General features: G+C 64.7%; 12 protein-coding genes. 8 read left to right on the top strand and 4 right to left on the bottom strand.

All coding sequences use genetic code 11. The features are described from left to right. Positions 1–3 precede the first annotated feature (3 nt). Complete coding sequence (locus E1H16_RS13660) at positions 4–858, bottom strand: PaaI family thioesterase (RefSeq protein WP_134324471.1); 855 nt, start codon at positions 856–858, stop codon at positions 4–6. Positions 859–971: 113 nt separating this feature from the next. Between E1H16_RS13660 and E1H16_RS13655 the strand changes: the two genes are divergently transcribed. The 7 genes from E1H16_RS13655 to E1H16_RS13625 all read left to right on the top strand — a co-directional run bounded on the left by E1H16_RS13655 (position 972) and on the right by E1H16_RS13625 (position 9950). Continuing rightward, on the top strand, positions 972–1211 hold the full coding sequence (locus E1H16_RS13655) for a hypothetical protein (protein ID WP_134324469.1): 240 nt from the start codon (positions 972–974) through the stop codon (positions 1209–1211). Further along, a complete protein-coding gene (locus E1H16_RS13650; protein WP_208379061.1) occupies positions 1208–2620 on the top strand; it encodes an RNB domain-containing ribonuclease in 1413 nt (470 codons plus the stop codon). Before E1H16_RS13655 ends, E1H16_RS13650 begins: the two co-directional genes overlap by 4 nt. Then, the gene (locus tag E1H16_RS13645; protein ID WP_134324467.1) at positions 2604–3359 is read left to right on the top strand and encodes a helical backbone metal receptor; all 756 of its coding nucleotides are present in this window, start codon (positions 2604–2606) and stop codon (positions 3357–3359) included. Before E1H16_RS13650 ends, E1H16_RS13645 begins: the two co-directional genes overlap by 17 nt. Before the next feature lie 170 nt (positions 3360–3529). Next, positions 3530–4747, top strand: coding sequence for a L,D-transpeptidase (locus E1H16_RS13640; RefSeq protein ID WP_166741769.1), 1218 nt, complete (start codon positions 3530–3532; stop codon positions 4745–4747). Between the two features lie 92 nt (positions 4748–4839). Then, entirely contained in the window at positions 4840–6198 is a 1359-nt protein-coding gene (gene glnA, locus E1H16_RS13635; protein WP_134324463.1) for a type I glutamate--ammonia ligase, read from the top strand. Then, the gene (locus tag E1H16_RS13630) at positions 6199–6924 is read left to right on the top strand and encodes a type 1 glutamine amidotransferase (protein WP_134324461.1); all 726 of its coding nucleotides are present in this window, start codon (positions 6199–6201) and stop codon (positions 6922–6924) included. Then, positions 6921–9950: a bifunctional [glutamine synthetase] adenylyltransferase/[glutamine synthetase]-adenylyl-L-tyrosine phosphorylase gene (locus tag E1H16_RS13625; RefSeq protein ID WP_134324460.1), complete on the top strand. Its 3030-nt coding sequence runs from the start codon at positions 6921–6923 to the stop codon at positions 9948–9950. Before E1H16_RS13630 ends, E1H16_RS13625 begins: the two co-directional genes overlap by 4 nt. A 94-nt stretch (positions 9951–10044) precedes the next feature. Here E1H16_RS13625 and E1H16_RS13620 read toward each other — a convergent pair whose 3' ends face one another. Continuing rightward, the gene (locus tag E1H16_RS13620; RefSeq protein ID WP_134324458.1) at positions 10045–10869 is read right to left on the bottom strand and encodes a Sir2 family NAD-dependent protein deacetylase; all 825 of its coding nucleotides are present in this window, start codon (positions 10867–10869) and stop codon (positions 10045–10047) included. 36 nt (positions 10870–10905) lie between these two features. Here E1H16_RS13620 and E1H16_RS13615 point away from each other — a divergent pair, with 36 nt between their 5' ends. Next, positions 10906–11496, top strand: a complete 591-nt coding sequence (locus E1H16_RS13615; RefSeq protein WP_134324457.1) for a hypothetical protein — start codon at positions 10906–10908, stop codon at positions 11494–11496. 6 nt (positions 11497–11502) lie between these two features. Here E1H16_RS13615 and lpdA read toward each other — a convergent pair whose 3' ends face one another. Next, complete coding sequence (gene lpdA / locus E1H16_RS13610; RefSeq protein WP_134324456.1) at positions 11503–12900, bottom strand: dihydrolipoyl dehydrogenase; 1398 nt, start codon at positions 12898–12900, stop codon at positions 11503–11505. 62 nt (positions 12901–12962) lie between these two features. After that, positions 12963–15194 carry a 6-phosphofructokinase gene (locus E1H16_RS13605; protein WP_208379060.1) on the bottom strand — a complete coding sequence of 744 codons (2232 nt, stop codon included), beginning with the start codon at positions 15192–15194 and terminating at the stop codon, positions 12963–12965. Positions 15195–15353: the final 159 nt, after the last annotated feature.

Genomic DNA, 15353 nt, shown 5'->3' with positions numbered 1-15353 from the left:
AGGTCAGGACGTGCGTCCGGCGACGTGCGCGATGGAGGCGATCTTGTCGGTGCCGCGGTCGATCAGACTCAGCCGCATTCCGAGGACATCGCCGTTCTCAAAGCGATCCTCGACGAGGACGTCGGCGGGTCCCTGGGTGACCGGACGCAGATATCGCACCGTGAACGTGTTCGGGCGGACGATGCCGTGACGGCGCGCGCCCGACAGGAACAGGTGCGCGCCGACCGCCCCGTGCAAGAACCCGAAGGGGTTCGCGGTCATCTCGTTCAGTTCGATCGACGCGATCGCGTCGGGAACCTCGAGGCTCGGTGCGGTGCTGTAGTACTCGGCAATCGACGTCTGCGCATACTCCGGCGCGGCGAGGTCCTGGGTTTCGCCGAGCAGGCTGTGGGCGGCGCCGTTGAACTTGGCCTCACCGATCGGGGCGTAACCTGCCGTCGCGAACGCGACCGTCGCCGAGGTGCTGTCGGTGACGATCGCCTGGTTCATGATGATCCGTTTGCCGACGTTGACCACCCGTCCGGTGGTGCGCAGCGGGCCAGGTGCCGGCGGCGCGATCATGTCGACCGACAGGTCACTGGTCAGCGTCGCGGTCGTCGTCTCTTTCGACATGCTGCTGGCCATCCCCGTGGCGACATCGATCGCGCACATGAGCGCGAGGTCACCGTGGCGACCGGTCTCGTCGAGCAGATGGTCGGTCGCGGGGATGATGATCTCAGTCGAGTAGTCCGGTTGAAGCGTCACCCGAGCTCCGAGAAACTGTGACAATTTGTCGAAGGACCGCGCGGTGGCGGTGGCTGACGGCTCTGCGCTCACGTAGGACTCCAGGCGAGTTCGTTTTGTTCTTCTCAGCTGCATGCTAGCCGCCGACGAATACGGGGCTTCGGCGAGCAGGAGGGTTGGCAATCATCGACCTCGACGAACGAGCGACGTTCGAGGCCGCGCCCGGTTAGGGTGGAGAGGTCCGATTCATGGGTCTCGTTAAGGGAGGGAACATGGTCGATGCGTATGACGAGAAGTGGTGGCTGCGAGTCGCCGACGGCAAAGTGATCCGTGCGCACGAGGCGAAAGCCAGCGAGCGCCTCGGCCCGTACGACACCCCGGAGGAGGCCGCGAACGGCCTGGCGGCGCTGCATTCGCGTGAGGAGCGGCTGTCCGAGGAGGACCGCGAATGGCGCGACGGGGATGACCGCAGCGGGGCGTCCGAGTGAATCCTCGTCGCATCGCGGCCGGGATCGACTTTCAGCGTGTCCGCGACGATCTGCACGTGCGCGACGCCTTCGGGGCCGAGGCGCAAGCGGAGGCTGAGCGGGCCGCCGCCGCGCCGCGGCTACCCGAAAGCGATGATACCGATATTCCGCTGGTAACGCTCGATCCGCCGGGTTCTCGCGATCTCGACCAAGCAGTACACATCGCCGCGGACGGTGATGGTTACCTCGTGAGTTACGCAATCGCTGATCTCGCCGCGTTCGTCGAACCCGGCGGCGCGCTGGACGCTGAGACGCGGCTGCGTGGTCAGACCATGTACTGCCCCGACAAACGAGTCGGCTTGCACCCTGACGTGTTGTCCGAGGGCGCCGCCAGTTTGCTGCCGGAGCAGATCCGCCCGGCGGCCCTCTGGCAGTTGCGACTGGATGCTGAGGGCGAACTCATCGAAGCGTCGGTACGGCGTACGAAGGTCCGCAGTACGGCGCAACTTGATTACGAGAGCGCGCAACGGGCCTTTGACGATGCATCGGCGCACCCATCCTTAGGGCTGCTGGCCGAGGTCGGTCCATTGCGGCTGAAGATCGCGGCTGAGCGCAACGCGATCAACCTGAACTTGCCTGAGCAGGTCGTCGAGAAGGGTGAGCACGGCTGGGAGCTCGGCTATCGCCGCCAGCTTCCGTGCGAGTTGTGGAACGCGGAGATCTCGTTGCTGACCGGTATGGCGGCCAGCGAGATGATGCTGGCCGCTGGCGTCGGAATCCTGCGCACGCTGCCGCCTGCGTCCGAGGACACGTTACGGGAGGTGGCCCAAACCGCCCGCCGGCTCGGGATTGAGTGGCCGGACGGCGCTCACGTATCGGAGGTTCTGGACGGTCTGGATCGCGGTAGCGCTCGTAACGTTGCGTTCATCGAGCAGTCTGCACAATTGCTCCGCGGCGCGGGTTACCTCGCCTTCGTCGACGAGCGGCCTGAAGCCGCCGTGCACGCCGCGATCGGCTCGACCTACGCACATGTCACGGCACCGGTTCGCCGGCTGGTTGACCGCTTCGGCACCGAGGTGTGTCTCGCGCATTGTGCAGGTCAGCCGGTGCCGGCTTGGGTGCGCGATTCGTTGGCAGAACTTCCCGAGATCATGAGTAAGACCAGTGGCCTGGAGGGTCGGCTGGAAAACGCGATCATCAGCTCCCTCGAAGCGCTGTTACTGCAGGACTCGGTGGGAACGACCTTCGGAGCGACGGTCGTGGACCGTAATAAGCAGAGCGTCACGGTGGTGCTGGATGAGCCGGCCGTTCGTGCGCGCGCGGAAGGGCTGGCGGAACTGGGCGCGCACGTCGATGTTCGGGTCGTCAAGGCCGACCCTCAATTACCGGAACTGCGACTCGATGTGGTGGGCGATGCGGACGGTCACTGACGATCTTGGCCGCGAACTGAGACTCGGCGATGTTCGCCGGGTAGTCAGTCTGGTGCCGTCCTTGACCGAGTCTGTCGCGTACGACGGGGCGAAATTGCTCGTGGGCGTCACCGACTGGTGCACACACCCGGCCGACCTGAGCGCGGCGCGCATCGGGGGCACGAAGAAGCCGGATATAGCGCGCATCGTCGCGCTTCGTCCGGACGTCGTCCTGGCCAACAAGGAAGAGAACCAGCGCGAGCACGTCGAAGCACTTCAGGAAGCCGGGATCCCCGTCTATGTCACCAGCCCCGACACTCTCGAGGACTCGCTGACGTCGATCGCTCGGATGGTGGCCGCACTGAACTTGCCACGCTCGGGATGGTTGGATACCGCCGAACGTATCTGGGCCGAACCCGAGCCCGATCTGATGGGTACGCGGGTCGCCTGCTTCATCTGGCGCAAACCGTGGATGGCTGTCGGGTCGAACACGTTTTCCGGCGACCTGCTGCACCGTCTTGGTCTGCAGAACGTGGTGACCGATCCGCGCTATCCAAAAACGGCGCCCTCGGTGCCGGCGGACGTGATCCTGCTGCCGGACGAGCCGTACCCATTCAGCGCAACTGACGGTCCCGAGGCGTTCCCGGGACGGCGATGTGCATTGTTCGACGGTCGTTTCCTCACCTGGTACGGACCGTCCTTGGTGTCGGCGCGCACCGTGATCGCCGCCGCGATCCGCGCCCCAATCACGGCCGTCTAGCGCCCCACCGCGCGGTTCGCCCGCATCCGCAGCGGATGATTGAGCAGCGGCTCACGGTGCAATAACGGTGCGTGCATACATCCTGTGTGACAATGGGGGACACCCGTAGACAATTGGGCACAAGATTGCGTCACGCACCGCGCCGTGGCTCTGTTCCTATCAGGAAGTCGATGAATCGTCACGCGAAAACCGCCAAATTGGTCGTCGCCCTCATGTCGCTCCTCGCGTTGCTGCTAGCGAGCGCGTGCACCGTCGACTCCAATTCTCCCGACGAGGACGGTAACAACAAGGCGGACTCTGGCCCCTCGGCGGAGGCCGAGAAGACCGAGGCGCCGGTACAGACCGCGGTGAGCATGAACCCGCCGGACGGCGCGACTGATGTCAATCCATTGACCCCCTTGGAACTAACCGCCAATGACGGCACGATGACCTCGGTTTCGGTGACCAACAACGAGGGCGGCGAGGTCGAGGGCACGCTGTCCAAGGACAAGAAAGTGTGGAAGTCCGCTGAGCCGCTGGGCTACGGGCGCACCTACTCGGCCCTCGTGAAGACGCTGAGCGATAAGGGAATTACCAGCCAGTTCAACGGTTCTATACAGACCGTCACGCCGAAGAACCAGACCGCCGTCAGCACCATTCCGAGTGAGCCCGGCGACACGTTCGGTGTCGGCATGCCGCTCATCGTCCGGTTCGATGAACCGATTACCGATAAGGACAAGGCCGAGGGGTACATGAAGGTCACGACCTCGCCGAAGGTCGAGGGCGCGTGGTACTGGTTCAGCGATATGGAGGCGCACTGGCGTCCCAAGGACTATTACGAGCCCGGTACGAAGGTTGATCTGAAGGTTGACGTCTATGGCCGAGACCTCGGCGGCGGCCTCTACGGGCAGGGTGACGTCTCCACCAATTTCGTCGTCGGTGACTCGATGGTCTCGGAGATCAGCAATTCGGACAAGCAGTTGCGCGTCTACAAGAACGGCGAACTGGTCCGCACCATGCCCGCCTCGCTCGGCATGGCCAAGTACCCGTCGCAAAGCGGCATTCACGTCGTCCAGGAGAAACACAAGAGTCTGATCATGGACTCATCGACGTGGGGCCTACCCACCGATGACCCGGACGGCTATTACGAGAAGGTGCCATACGCGACTCGTATCTCGATGTCCGGTGAGTTCGTGCATGCCGCCCCATGGTCGGTGCCTGATCAAGGCGTCCGAAACGTCTCACATGGCTGTATCAACGTCAGCCTGGACGACGGCATCTGGTTCTACGAGAACTCGACCTACGGCGATATCGTCGTGATCACCGGTACCGAGGTTGATTTGAAACCCGAGGACGGCTGGGGCGACTGGAACATCCCGTGGGATACCTGGAAGGCCGGTAACAAGTAACCGGCTCGTCGAACTCGCACCTCCGGTAACCTCGGCGAAACACACCCCAGGCAGACTGGAGGTCTCGCGGTAGGCGTCGTAGGGAGAGCAGAGTGGACCGTCAGCAGCAGTTTGTCCTGCGCACCATCGAAGAGCGCGACATCACCTTCGTCCGGTTGTGGTTCACCGATGTGCTCGGGTTCCTCAAGGCTGTCGCGATCGCGCCAGCTGAGTTGGAGTCCGCCTTCGAGGAGGGCATCGGCTTCGACGGCTCGGCGATTCAGGGATTTGCTCGCGTGACCGAGGCCGATATGGTCGCCCATCCCGATCCCACTACGTTCCAGGTCATCCCCGAAGGCAACGGTCAGCCCTCGGATACCGCGCGGATGTTCTGCGATATCCGGATGCCGGATGGGCAGCCCTCCTGGTCGGACCCCCGTCACGTGCTACGCCGGGTGCTGGCGAAGGCCTCAGACATGGGATTCAGCTGCTATACCCACCCGGAGATGGAGTTCTTCCTGCTGGAAGACGACCCCGCCACCGGCAAACCGCCGCGGCCGGTCGACAACGGCGGATACTTCGACATGCCGACCCATGCGTCGGCGCGTGACTTCCGTCGTCGCGCCGTCAGCGCGCTCGAGGCGATGGGCATCTCGGTCGAGTTCAGTCATCACGAGGTCGGTCCCGGCCAGCAGGAAATTGACCTGCGGTACGCCGACGCGCTGACCACCGCCGACAACATCATGACCTTCCGCCACCTGATGAAAGAGGTCGCGCTGGAGGAAAATGTCTACGCGACGTTCATGCCCAAGCCGTTTACCGAGCACCCCGGCTCCGGCATGCATACCCACCTCTCACTTTTCGAGGGCGAGAACAACGCGTTCCACGACCCCACCGATGAACTGTCGCTATCGAAGACGGCGCGGCACTTCATAGCCGGCATCCTGCACCACGCTCGCGAATTGACCGCGGTCACCAACCAGTGGGTCAACTCGTACAAACGCCTTTACGCGTTCGAAGGTGAAGGGGAAATGTCCGAGGCGCCCGCCTGGGTCTGCTGGGGGCACGCGAACCGCTCGGCACTGATCCGAGTCCCGCAATACAGCCCGGGTAAGTCTTCCTCGACGCGGCTGGAAGTGCGCTCACCGGACCCGTCCGCGAACCCGTATCTCGCGCTCGCGGTGCTGATCGGCGCCGGCCTGAAGGGAATCGAGGAGGAATACACGCTGCCGCCAGGTGCGGAGGAGGACGTTTCGTTGCTCACCTCGCGCGAACGCCGCGCGATGGGCATCGCGGACCTGCCGCACAACCTGTACGAGGCCATCACCTGTTTGGAAGAGTCTGAGGTGATGCCGGAGATTCTCGGCGAACACCTATTCGACTACTTCCTGCAGAATAAGCGGCAAGAATGGGTGAACTACCGCGCTCGGGTCACACCGTTCGAGATCGAGTCCTACCTGGGAGTCCTGTAAATGAGCTCACCGATCCTCCTTGTCGAACACGATCCGAACTCACCGCCGGGCACCCTGACCGGATGGTTGGAGAACGCTGGCGCCACCGTGCAGCACTGCCGCCCGCACGCTGGTGACGAACTGCCCGCGGATCTGAGCGGTTACAGCGCAATGGTGATGCTCGGGGGCGGGCGTAGTGCCTACTCCGATAAGCGGTTCGAATGGCGCTCCGCGACGATCGACCTGCTGCAGCAGGCCGCCGCATCGAACACCCCGACGTACGCGATGTGCCTGGGTGCGCAGTTGGTTGCGCACGCGTTCGGCGGCGTCGTCGAACGGGGTGACCTCGGGATGGAGATCGGCCCGATGCAGGCCGGACGCAAGGATGTTTCGTACAGCGACGAACTTTTCGACACGCTCCCGATGGCACCTGACGTGATCGAGTTCCACGGCGACGCGATTACCCAACTGCCGCCCGGCGCCGCCTGGTTGATGGGCGGACCGCTGTACGAGCACCAGGCCTTCCGGGTAGGGGAGCGGATGTGGGCGACGCAGTTCCACATCGAGACGACCCCCGAGATCTTCAACGCCTGGATGCGCGATAACGAGGAGGGCCTGCGTAAGCGCGGCTTCGATACCGACCTCCTCATCGAGCGGTACGCCGTCGTACACCCCGATCTCGCCGAGACCTGGGAACCGTTCGTGCGCAAGTTCGTCGAGATCGCGCACCGCGTCGACCAAGCATGAGCGAGCGCGAGCTGCCGCGTGCAGTCGATACCAGTCGTCAGCGTCGTAAGCCGGTCGCACGGATCGACTTCGTGGACGCCGATCGCGCAATTCGATTCTTGACCCCGATCGGGCTGACGACCGCCGAGGGGGAGCTCGCTGACGCAGCGGCCGAGAGCGTCGTACGCGCCCTTGGTAATGCCGCAGACCCCGACCAGGCAGCACTCTTGCTGGCTCGGCTCGCCGAGGTCGCTGGACACGAGGACCTGATCGACCGGATGAAGGACGACGCCGGTTTTGCCGAACGGCTCATTGCCGTGCTCGGTTGTTCGCGCGCGCTAGGTGAGTGGTTGTGCGCCAACGTCAATCAGTGGCGGCTACTGGACGAGCGTCCGGAGGATTTCACCGACCTGTTGGACGAGATCGCGAGCGAGGTCGGCGCCGATCTTGCTTCGCCGTACACCGGCGCCTCAGGCCAGATTGCGAGTACGACGGGCTCGGAGGCTATTCGCCTGCTGCGCATCGCTTACCGCCGCGCGCTGCTCGACATCGCCGGGCGGGACCTATCCGGCGAACTCCCGCTGGAGAGTGTCGCCGACCGGCTCTCAGACCTCGCCGGGGCGCTGGTGCAGACAGCCCTCGCGGTCTCCGCGGCCGAACTGGGCGAACGAGCCCACGGCGTACGGCTGTCAGTCATCGGAATGGGCAAATGCGGTGCGCACGAGCTCAACTACATCTCCGATGTCGACGTCATCTTCGTCGGCGAGCCGATTGGTGCGACGTCGGAGGACGATGCGATGCGCAATGGCGCGTCCTGGGCATCGGCGCTGATGCGGATTTGCAAGGACGTCGCCTGGGAGGTCGATCCGGCACTGCGACCCGAGGGCAAGGCCGGCGCGCTGGTCCGCACGCTGGAAGGACACCGCTCTTATTACAGCCGATGGGCGCGTACTTGGGAGTTTCAGGCGTTGCTGAAGGCGCGACCGATCGCCGGTGACGCCGAGCTCGGCGCTGACTACATGTCCGATATAGCATCGTTGTGCTGGCAGGCCGCCGACCGCGAAGGGTTCGTCGAGGATGTCCAGTCGATGCGTCGCCGCGTCGAGGACAACATCCCCGATAAGGTCGCCGCCCGCGAACTTAAACTGGGCCCAGGTGGGCTGCGCGATATCGAGTTCTCCGTCCAGCTGCTGCAGATGGTGCACGGACGTGCTGACGAGTCGATTCACTACGCAGCGACCCTCGAAGCGCTCGGTGCGCTCACAGCGGCCGGGTACGTCGGTCGCGAGGACGGCCGCACCCTCGCCGACTCGTATCGGTTCCTGCGCACCCTCGAGCACCGAGTGATGCTGACGGGGCTGCGGCGAACGCATCTGCTGCCTGACGATGAGGACGAGCTACGCGCCCTCGCGCGCTCTCTCGGCTACAGCGGGGTTGCGGGGCTGCTAGCCGACCGTGAAGCACATGCCCGCGAGGTCCGGCGGCTGCACGAGAAGGTGTTCTACCGTCCGCTGCTGACCGCGGTCGCCGCTGTTCCCGGCGATGCGCTGACGTTGACGACCGAATCCGCGGCGCAGCGACTGCGCGCGCTTGGCTTCGAGCGTCCCGAAGGCGTGCTCAAGCACGTCGAGGCACTTACCGCGGGCACCAGTCGCACCGCGGCGTTGCAGCGAATCGTGCTGCCAGCGATCCTATCGATGTTCGCCGATGCCCCGGACCCGGACGGTGGCGTGCTGGCGTACCGGCGTGTGTCCGAACAACTCGGCCGTACACCGTGGTACCTGCGGCTATTGCGCGACGAAGGTGCCGTGAGCGACAGGCTGGCTCGCGTGCTGGGCTCAAGCAAGTATGTTGCCGACCTATTGGGGCGTGCCCCTGAGGCGATCCAGATGTTCGCGGAGTCATCCCAACTCGAGCCGAGGATGGTCACCGCGATCGAGATGAAGATGTTCGCCGCAGCCGGGCGTGCGCAGAGCCAGCAGGATGCGGTGTCGGCGATTCGGTCGATTCGTCGCCACGAGCTCGTTCGGATCGCCTCGGCCGACATCCTGCATCAAGTTGATGTGATCGACTCCGGGGTGGCTCTCAGTGCGCTCAACGATGCGACGATTCGCTCGGCGCTATCCGTTGCCGCCAAGGAGATCGGCTCGACCCGCGACATCGGCATGGGTGACTTCCCGTGCGATCTAGCCGTGATCGGAATGGGTCGGTACGGTGGCGCCGAACTGGGCTACGGTTCGGACGCCGATGTCATGTATGTTTACGAACCCCGTCCGGACGCCGATCCGGACGACGCACGCAAGGTGGCGCTGCAGACGATCGAGCTCATGATCAAGTTGCTCGCCAAGCCGGGTGCGGATCCGGCGGTCGGGTTGGACGCCGACCTGCGGCCGGAGGGTCGTAACGGCGTTCTGGTGCGCTCGCTGGACGGGTACGCCTCCTATTACGAGCGCTGGAGTCAGCCGTGGGAAGCGCAGGCGCTGCTGCGGGCGCGTCCGGCCGCCGGCGATGTGGTTCTCGGCGCTCGATTCGATCAGCTCATCGACAAAGTGCGATATCCCGAGGGCGGCCTCAGCGACGAGCAACTGTACGAAATCCGCCGAATCAAGGCTCGCGTGGACGCCGAACGGCTACCACGTGGCGCCGACCCCAATCGGCATCTCAAACTGGGTCGCGGCGGGCTATCAGATGTCGAATGGACCGTGCAGCTTTTCCAGCTACAGCACGGAAATGAGCATCCGGCGCTGCGTACGCCCTCGACCCTGAACGCACTTCGCGGGGCAGTGGACGCCGACCTGATCGGTAGCGACGACGCGCACGCGTTAGCCGAATCGTGGCGACTCGTCTCGAAGTGCCGTGATGCGATCATGCTGGCCAAGGCGAAGGCCTCGGACGAACTGCCGCGGTTGCCGAAGGACTTGGTGGCGGTGGCCCGGCTGATCGGATATCCCGACGACGTCACCTCGGAGCAGTTCCTGGACGATTATTCGCGGACGACTCGACGAGCGCGTAACGTCGCCGAGCGGCTCTTCTACGGCGAGGCGTAGGGCAGGCGGACGCTTCGCTCGGATGCGACGGCAACCTGAGCGAGGACAGGGACGCCGACGAGGCCACGAACGCAGGCGAGGTCAGGATCGCGCGCTAGATACCCAAACCGCTGGCGATCGCGCTCAGCGTTTCCGACGTACCGCGCTCCAGTCGTACGTCGGCCATGGCATCGCCACGGGTCGCGCCGCGGTTGATAATGGCGATTGGTTTGTGACCGTGGGCGCGCCGTACGAACCGCAGTCCCGACTGCACTTGCAAGCTGGAGCCGACGACGAGCAGCATCTCGGCGGCATCAACGATGCCGAAGCACGCGGAGACGATCTCCGGTGCGACGGTGTCGCCGAACATCACCACGTTCGGTTTCAGCCGTCCACCGCAGACCAGACAGTCAACGATCACGAAGGTTGCGGTGTCCTCGATGTCGGCGTCGCCGTCCGGCGCGATCACGCCATCGTGCGCATCGAGATACCCCGGATTCACTGCGGCTAAGCGGTCCTGCAGCAGCACGCGTGGGCTCAGCGATCGGCAGTCCATACAAATGACCTCATCGATGCGTCCATGCAGGTCGATCACGCCCGTCGTGCCGGCCTCTTGCTGCAAACCGTCGACGTTCTGCGTGATGATCCCGCTCAGGTACCCATGAGCCGACAGTCGCGCGAGCGCTCGATGTCCGGCGTTCACCTCGGCGCCGGTGAACTTGGCGAATCCGACGAACGAACGTGCCCAGTACCGCTGCCGGAAGGATTCCGATCGTGCGAATTCCTGTACGGTGATCTGCCGTCTGGGGCGAGCATTCGGACCGCGGTAATCGGGAATCCCGCTGTCGGTCGATAGGCCCGCGCCGCACAGCACGGCCACCCCGCCGTTGCCGACCTCGTCAATGAGCCACTCCAGGCCAGACGTCGCGGTGTCAGTCATGCGCATCATCGTAGTGAAGGCCGATAGGTTTACTGCATGAGTGATCCGGGACGTAACGCAGACTCCGCGTCGTCGAACCCTTACACCGACGCTGCGCCGCTTCATGTCACCGAACATCCGTGGCGCGCGAACCGCTCGTTGCTTGTCTTGGCGCTCATTGTCGCGGTCGCACCGCTGGTGTGGCTGCTCGGCCGGCTGCTGCTCGGTGCGAGCCCGCTGGTACCTGCGCCCTTGGTGGTTGCCCTGGCGGTGGGAGAGCCGCTCGGTGTGCTGATAGCGGTGTTCCCGCTGCTGTTGGCTTCTGGCATCAGCGTCACCCTCGGCGCGGACAGTCTGACCCGGAAGATCCGTCGTGGGATGACGCGCACGATCCGACTCGACGATATCCGCGCCGGGATTTATGCCTCGAATGTGGGTTACCGCGTCGATGGCGGCGCTGAGCTCATCCTGTTCCTAGGCGGCGAGGACGTTCTCTGGATCGCCGATGGAATTGAGCCGGACGACATCCGACTGCTGGCTGAGGCGTTGGCCGACCGAGGAATTCAGCAGTACGACGAACACATCACTACAGAACAACTCGCCGCCCTGGTACGAAAGGCGCGGCGAGTTGGTCTGGATGAAGGCTGAGGATCGCTACAGATTGATCATGTGGCCGGCGATGCCTTCCACGGCTTCCTTGACGGCTTCCGACAGCGTCGGGTGAGCGAACACGTTGCGCGCGACTTCGTCGGCGGTGAGGTCCCACTTCTGCGCGAGCGTGAGCGCCGGCAATAGTTCGGTGACATCCGGGCCGATCAGGTGCGCACCGAGGATCTCGTTGTGCTTGGCATCGGCGACGATCTTCACGAACCCGGCGGTCTCACCGAGGCCCTTCGCCTTGCCGTTCGCGGAGAACGGGAACTTCGCCGTTTTGACGTCGAATCCGAGATCCTTTGCCTGCTGCTCACTGTGGCCGAACGACGCGATCTGCGGCTGGCAGTACGTCGCGCGCGGGATCATGTCGAAATCGATCTCGATGGTCTCAGCACCGGCGATCGTCTCGGCGGCGACCACGCCCATAGCCTCCGCGGTATGCGCGAGCATCAGTTTGCCGGTCACATCGCCGATCGCATACACGTTTGGCACGTTCGTGCGGCCGCGCTCGTCCACCGCGATCGCCTTGCGGTCGGTGATCTCGACGCCGATCGACTCCAGGCCGTATCCCTCCAGCCGGGGCGCGAAGCCGATCGCCTGGAGCACCTTGTCGGTCTCGATGACCTGCTGCTCTCCACCGGCCGCAGGGGAGACGGTGACGCGGACCTTGTCGCCCGAATCGTCGATCGACTCCACCTTGGTCGACAGCATGACCTTGATGCCGAGCTTCTTGTAATGCTTGAGCAATTCCTTGGACACCTCGGCGTCCTCGGTGGGCACCATCCGGTCCAGGAACTCGACGATGGTCACATCGACACCGAAGTTCTTCATCACGTAGGCGAACTCGACGCCGATCGCTCCGGAGCCAGCAATCACGATCGACCCGGGCAACTCATCGGTGAGGATCTGCTCTTCATACGTCACGACGCGCTCAGAGAGCTGCGTGCCGGGGATGAGGCGGGTGGTGGCGCCGGTAGCGATGATCAGGTTGTCGAAGGTGACCTCGCTGCTGGAGCCGTCGTTGCCCTTGACGCTGATCGAGTTCGGGCCGCTGATGGTGCCCCAGCCGTCGATCTCGGTGATCTTGTTCTTCTTCATCAGGAAGTGCACGCCCTTGACGATCTCGTCGGAGACCTTGCGCGAGCGCGCGTGTGTGGGGCCGAATGACATCGTCGCGTCACCGGTGATGCCGTACTTGTCCTTATCGTGCTGCAACAGGTGCGACAGTTCAGCGTTGCGCAGCAGCGCTTTGGAAGGAATACAGCCCACGTTCAGACACACGCCACCCCAGTACTTAAGCTCGACGACCGCGGCCTTCAAGCCGAGCTGCGACGCGCGGATCGCTGCGACGTACCCTCCGGGACCAGCACCCAGGACTACCACATCAAAGTCAGCCATGTGCTCAGCCTAGCGATCGGCGCACACTTCGTGGCGCCAGGGGAAGGGTGTTCTGAGGAACATCACGATCGCTGCCGGTCATTGATCTTGCGCGCCGTCGTGCGCAGGTGTCGCCACCAGGGATCGACCGGGCGGCGGTGCGCGGTGTCGACCAGCGCGGTGAACTCGGCTAGCGGTCGCATCTTCCGCCCTGAGATCTCATCTCCGGGCATCGTGCATTGTGCGTCACCAGCGGCAAACTGCTCGGTGAGGAAGTCGATCGCGCGCCCGGCCAACCGCGTTGCGCTCATGCGATCGAAGGGCGTGGGGTCCGGACCTTGCTGCACCGGCCCGATGATGACCGAGTCGACGCCGTACTGTCCTGCGCTCTCGGACGCGAACAGTCGTGCGAGGACCTGAGTCGGGTACGGCGCGTGCACAGCCTCGTTGCGCACGACCAGGTAGAAACGACGACCTGCGGCGAACGCCGCGCGCATCGCGTCGACGTCACGAGACAGCTCACCCAGTTTGAGGTTGTCCTCGTTCAGGTAGACCCGCTCGGCGCCCGCGGCCAGACCCGCGAGCACTGCCAAGAAGCCGCTGCCGCGTCCCATCGTTTCCACGACTACGCAACTCCGATGCGCTGAGGCGGCCTGCTTGATGCGATCTAATGCGCCGGTCGTGACATTCAGCGCGGAGTCGGCGCCGATCGACATTTTCCAGCCGGGCAAGTCGTTGTCGATACTGGCCGGCAGCAGCGCGATCGGGATCTGCAGGTCCCGATGTTCGCCGCGGTGGTCTTGAATTCGCTGGATGGCTTCGTATGCGTCGAATCCGCCGATCACGATCAGGCCGTCGATGCGCTGATCGCGGATCGCGCCGGCCAGACGCGGCAGCTCATCGACGCTGGGGATGTGGTGGTTCGTGCCCAGTGCGGCGCCCCCGCGCCCGTTCCAGCCATCCACATCACCCCAGTTCAGCGGTTCGATGTCTCCAGCCAGCAGACCCGTGAACCCATCACGTACGCCGAGCATCACGTGGCCGCGGTCGATGCCCAGCCGACACGCTGCCCAGACCGCGGTGTTCATGCCTGGGGCCAGCCCACCGCAGTGCAACACCGCGATCCGCCGCGACGCCGGCGTGGGTGCCACCGTCGGGTCGGCTTCGGAAACGGTCCGGAACAGGTCAAGCGATCGTTGAAATCCGGCTCCGCGGGCCGCGCGGGCCTCGCCGAACTTCCGGTCGTCCAGCAGTGCGCCGACGTGCCGGGTCTGCTCAACCGCACGCATCAGCGGCTCGCGAACGATGGCGTTACGCCGTACGCCGATGACGACGGGTTCGGTATCTACTCCGGCCGCGAGCAGTTCGTCGGTTGCCGCTACAGCGACCATGGAGGCCATCCAGCGGTCGTAGGCGCTCGGCGTCCCGCCGCGCTGCACATGGCCCAGACGGGTGGTGCGGGCGTCCTGCCCGAGATGCTCGCGTAGTGCCTCGCGGACGCTCTCGCAGGTGATCGGGGCACCGGTGTGGTCGATGGCGCCCTCCGCGACCACGATGATCGAGTCTCGTCGGCCGGCGTGGCGAGTGCGGCGGATGAGCGAACATAACCGCTGTGGCCAGTCGACCGGCGGCGGGGCCTCAGGAAGAAAGGCGTAGTCCGCACCACCGGCGAGCGCACCCATCAGCGCGAGGTAACCGCAGTGGCGACCCATGACCTCAATGATGAACGCACGCTGATGGCTGGCGGCAGTGGACACGATCGCGTCGATGGCACCGGTGATGCGATGCAAGGCGCTATCGGTCCCGATCGTCATGTCGGTGCCGACTAGATCGTTGTCGATCGAACCGACGATGCCGGCGAGCAGGAGCGCCGGGTGTCGTTGCGCCTGTTCGGTCGTGATGGCGCCGGTGGCGAGCAACTCGGCGACATGTTCGGGCCACTCGGCCCTGAGTTCGTTCGCGCCGGTGAGCGTACCGTCTCCGCCGATCACCGCCAGTCGGTCGATCCCCGCCAGCACGAGGTTGTGTACTGCGCGTTGGCGTCCGTCGTACTCGCGGAACTCCGAGCAGCGGGCCGTGCCGATAATTGTGCCGCCGCGATGCAGGATGCCGGAGACGTCGTCCCAGCCCAATGGTTCTATGAGGTCGGCGCCGGTAACCGCGCCGAGCCAGCCCTCACGGACGGCGTACACCTCGGCGCCCGAGTTCAAACCTGACCTGACCACCGCGCGGACAGCAGCGTTCATTCCCGGCGCATCACCGCCGCTGGTGAGGACGCCGATCCGAACGGGGGACGTGGTGGGCGAGACAGTCACGTGGAATCTCCGGCGGTGTCGATGACGCGATCAGGGCTGCGACGATGCCCAGGATGTCACATTCCTCGGAATTCCGGCGGTGCGGCTGCATCCTCGCCATATCTAGCATCGGCCAGAATCGAGCGAGCGGGGAGCGCGCGCTCGGCGTGCTCCCCGCTC

Source organism: Cumulibacter soli (assembly GCF_004382795.1).
In the GTDB taxonomy this organism is placed as follows: domain Bacteria; phylum Actinomycetota; class Actinomycetes; order Mycobacteriales; family Antricoccaceae; genus Cumulibacter; species Cumulibacter soli.
The sequence above is the reverse complement of the archived record's forward strand: the minus strand, read 5'-3'. Positions and strand labels throughout refer to the sequence as shown.

What these genes read in the sequence shown, in the direction of transcription:
- E1H16_RS13660 (WP_134324471.1), bottom strand. Translation starts at nt 858, where the DNA reads ATGCAGCTGAGAAGAACAAAACGAACTCGCCTGGAGTCCTACGTGAGC.
- lpdA (WP_134324456.1), bottom strand. Translation starts at nt 12,900, where the DNA reads ATGGCTGACTTTGATGTGGTAGTCCTGGGTGCTGGTCCCGGAGGGTAC.
- E1H16_RS13645 (WP_134324467.1), top strand. Translation starts at nt 2,604, where the DNA reads ATGCGGACGGTCACTGACGATCTTGGCCGCGAACTGAGACTCGGCGAT.
- E1H16_RS13615 (WP_134324457.1), top strand. Translation starts at nt 10,906, where the DNA reads ATGAGTGATCCGGGACGTAACGCAGACTCCGCGTCGTCGAACCCTTAC.
- E1H16_RS13640 (WP_166741769.1), top strand. Translation starts at nt 3,530, where the DNA reads ATGAATCGTCACGCGAAAACCGCCAAATTGGTCGTCGCCCTCATGTCG.
- E1H16_RS13625 (WP_134324460.1), top strand. Translation starts at nt 6,921, where the DNA reads ATGAGCGAGCGCGAGCTGCCGCGTGCAGTCGATACCAGTCGTCAGCGT.
- E1H16_RS13630 (WP_134324461.1), top strand. Translation starts at nt 6,199, where the DNA reads ATGAGCTCACCGATCCTCCTTGTCGAACACGATCCGAACTCACCGCCG.
- E1H16_RS13655 (WP_134324469.1), top strand. Translation starts at nt 972, where the DNA reads ATGGGTCTCGTTAAGGGAGGGAACATGGTCGATGCGTATGACGAGAAG.
- E1H16_RS13620 (WP_134324458.1), bottom strand. Translation starts at nt 10,869, where the DNA reads ATGACTGACACCGCGACGTCTGGCCTGGAGTGGCTCATTGACGAGGTC.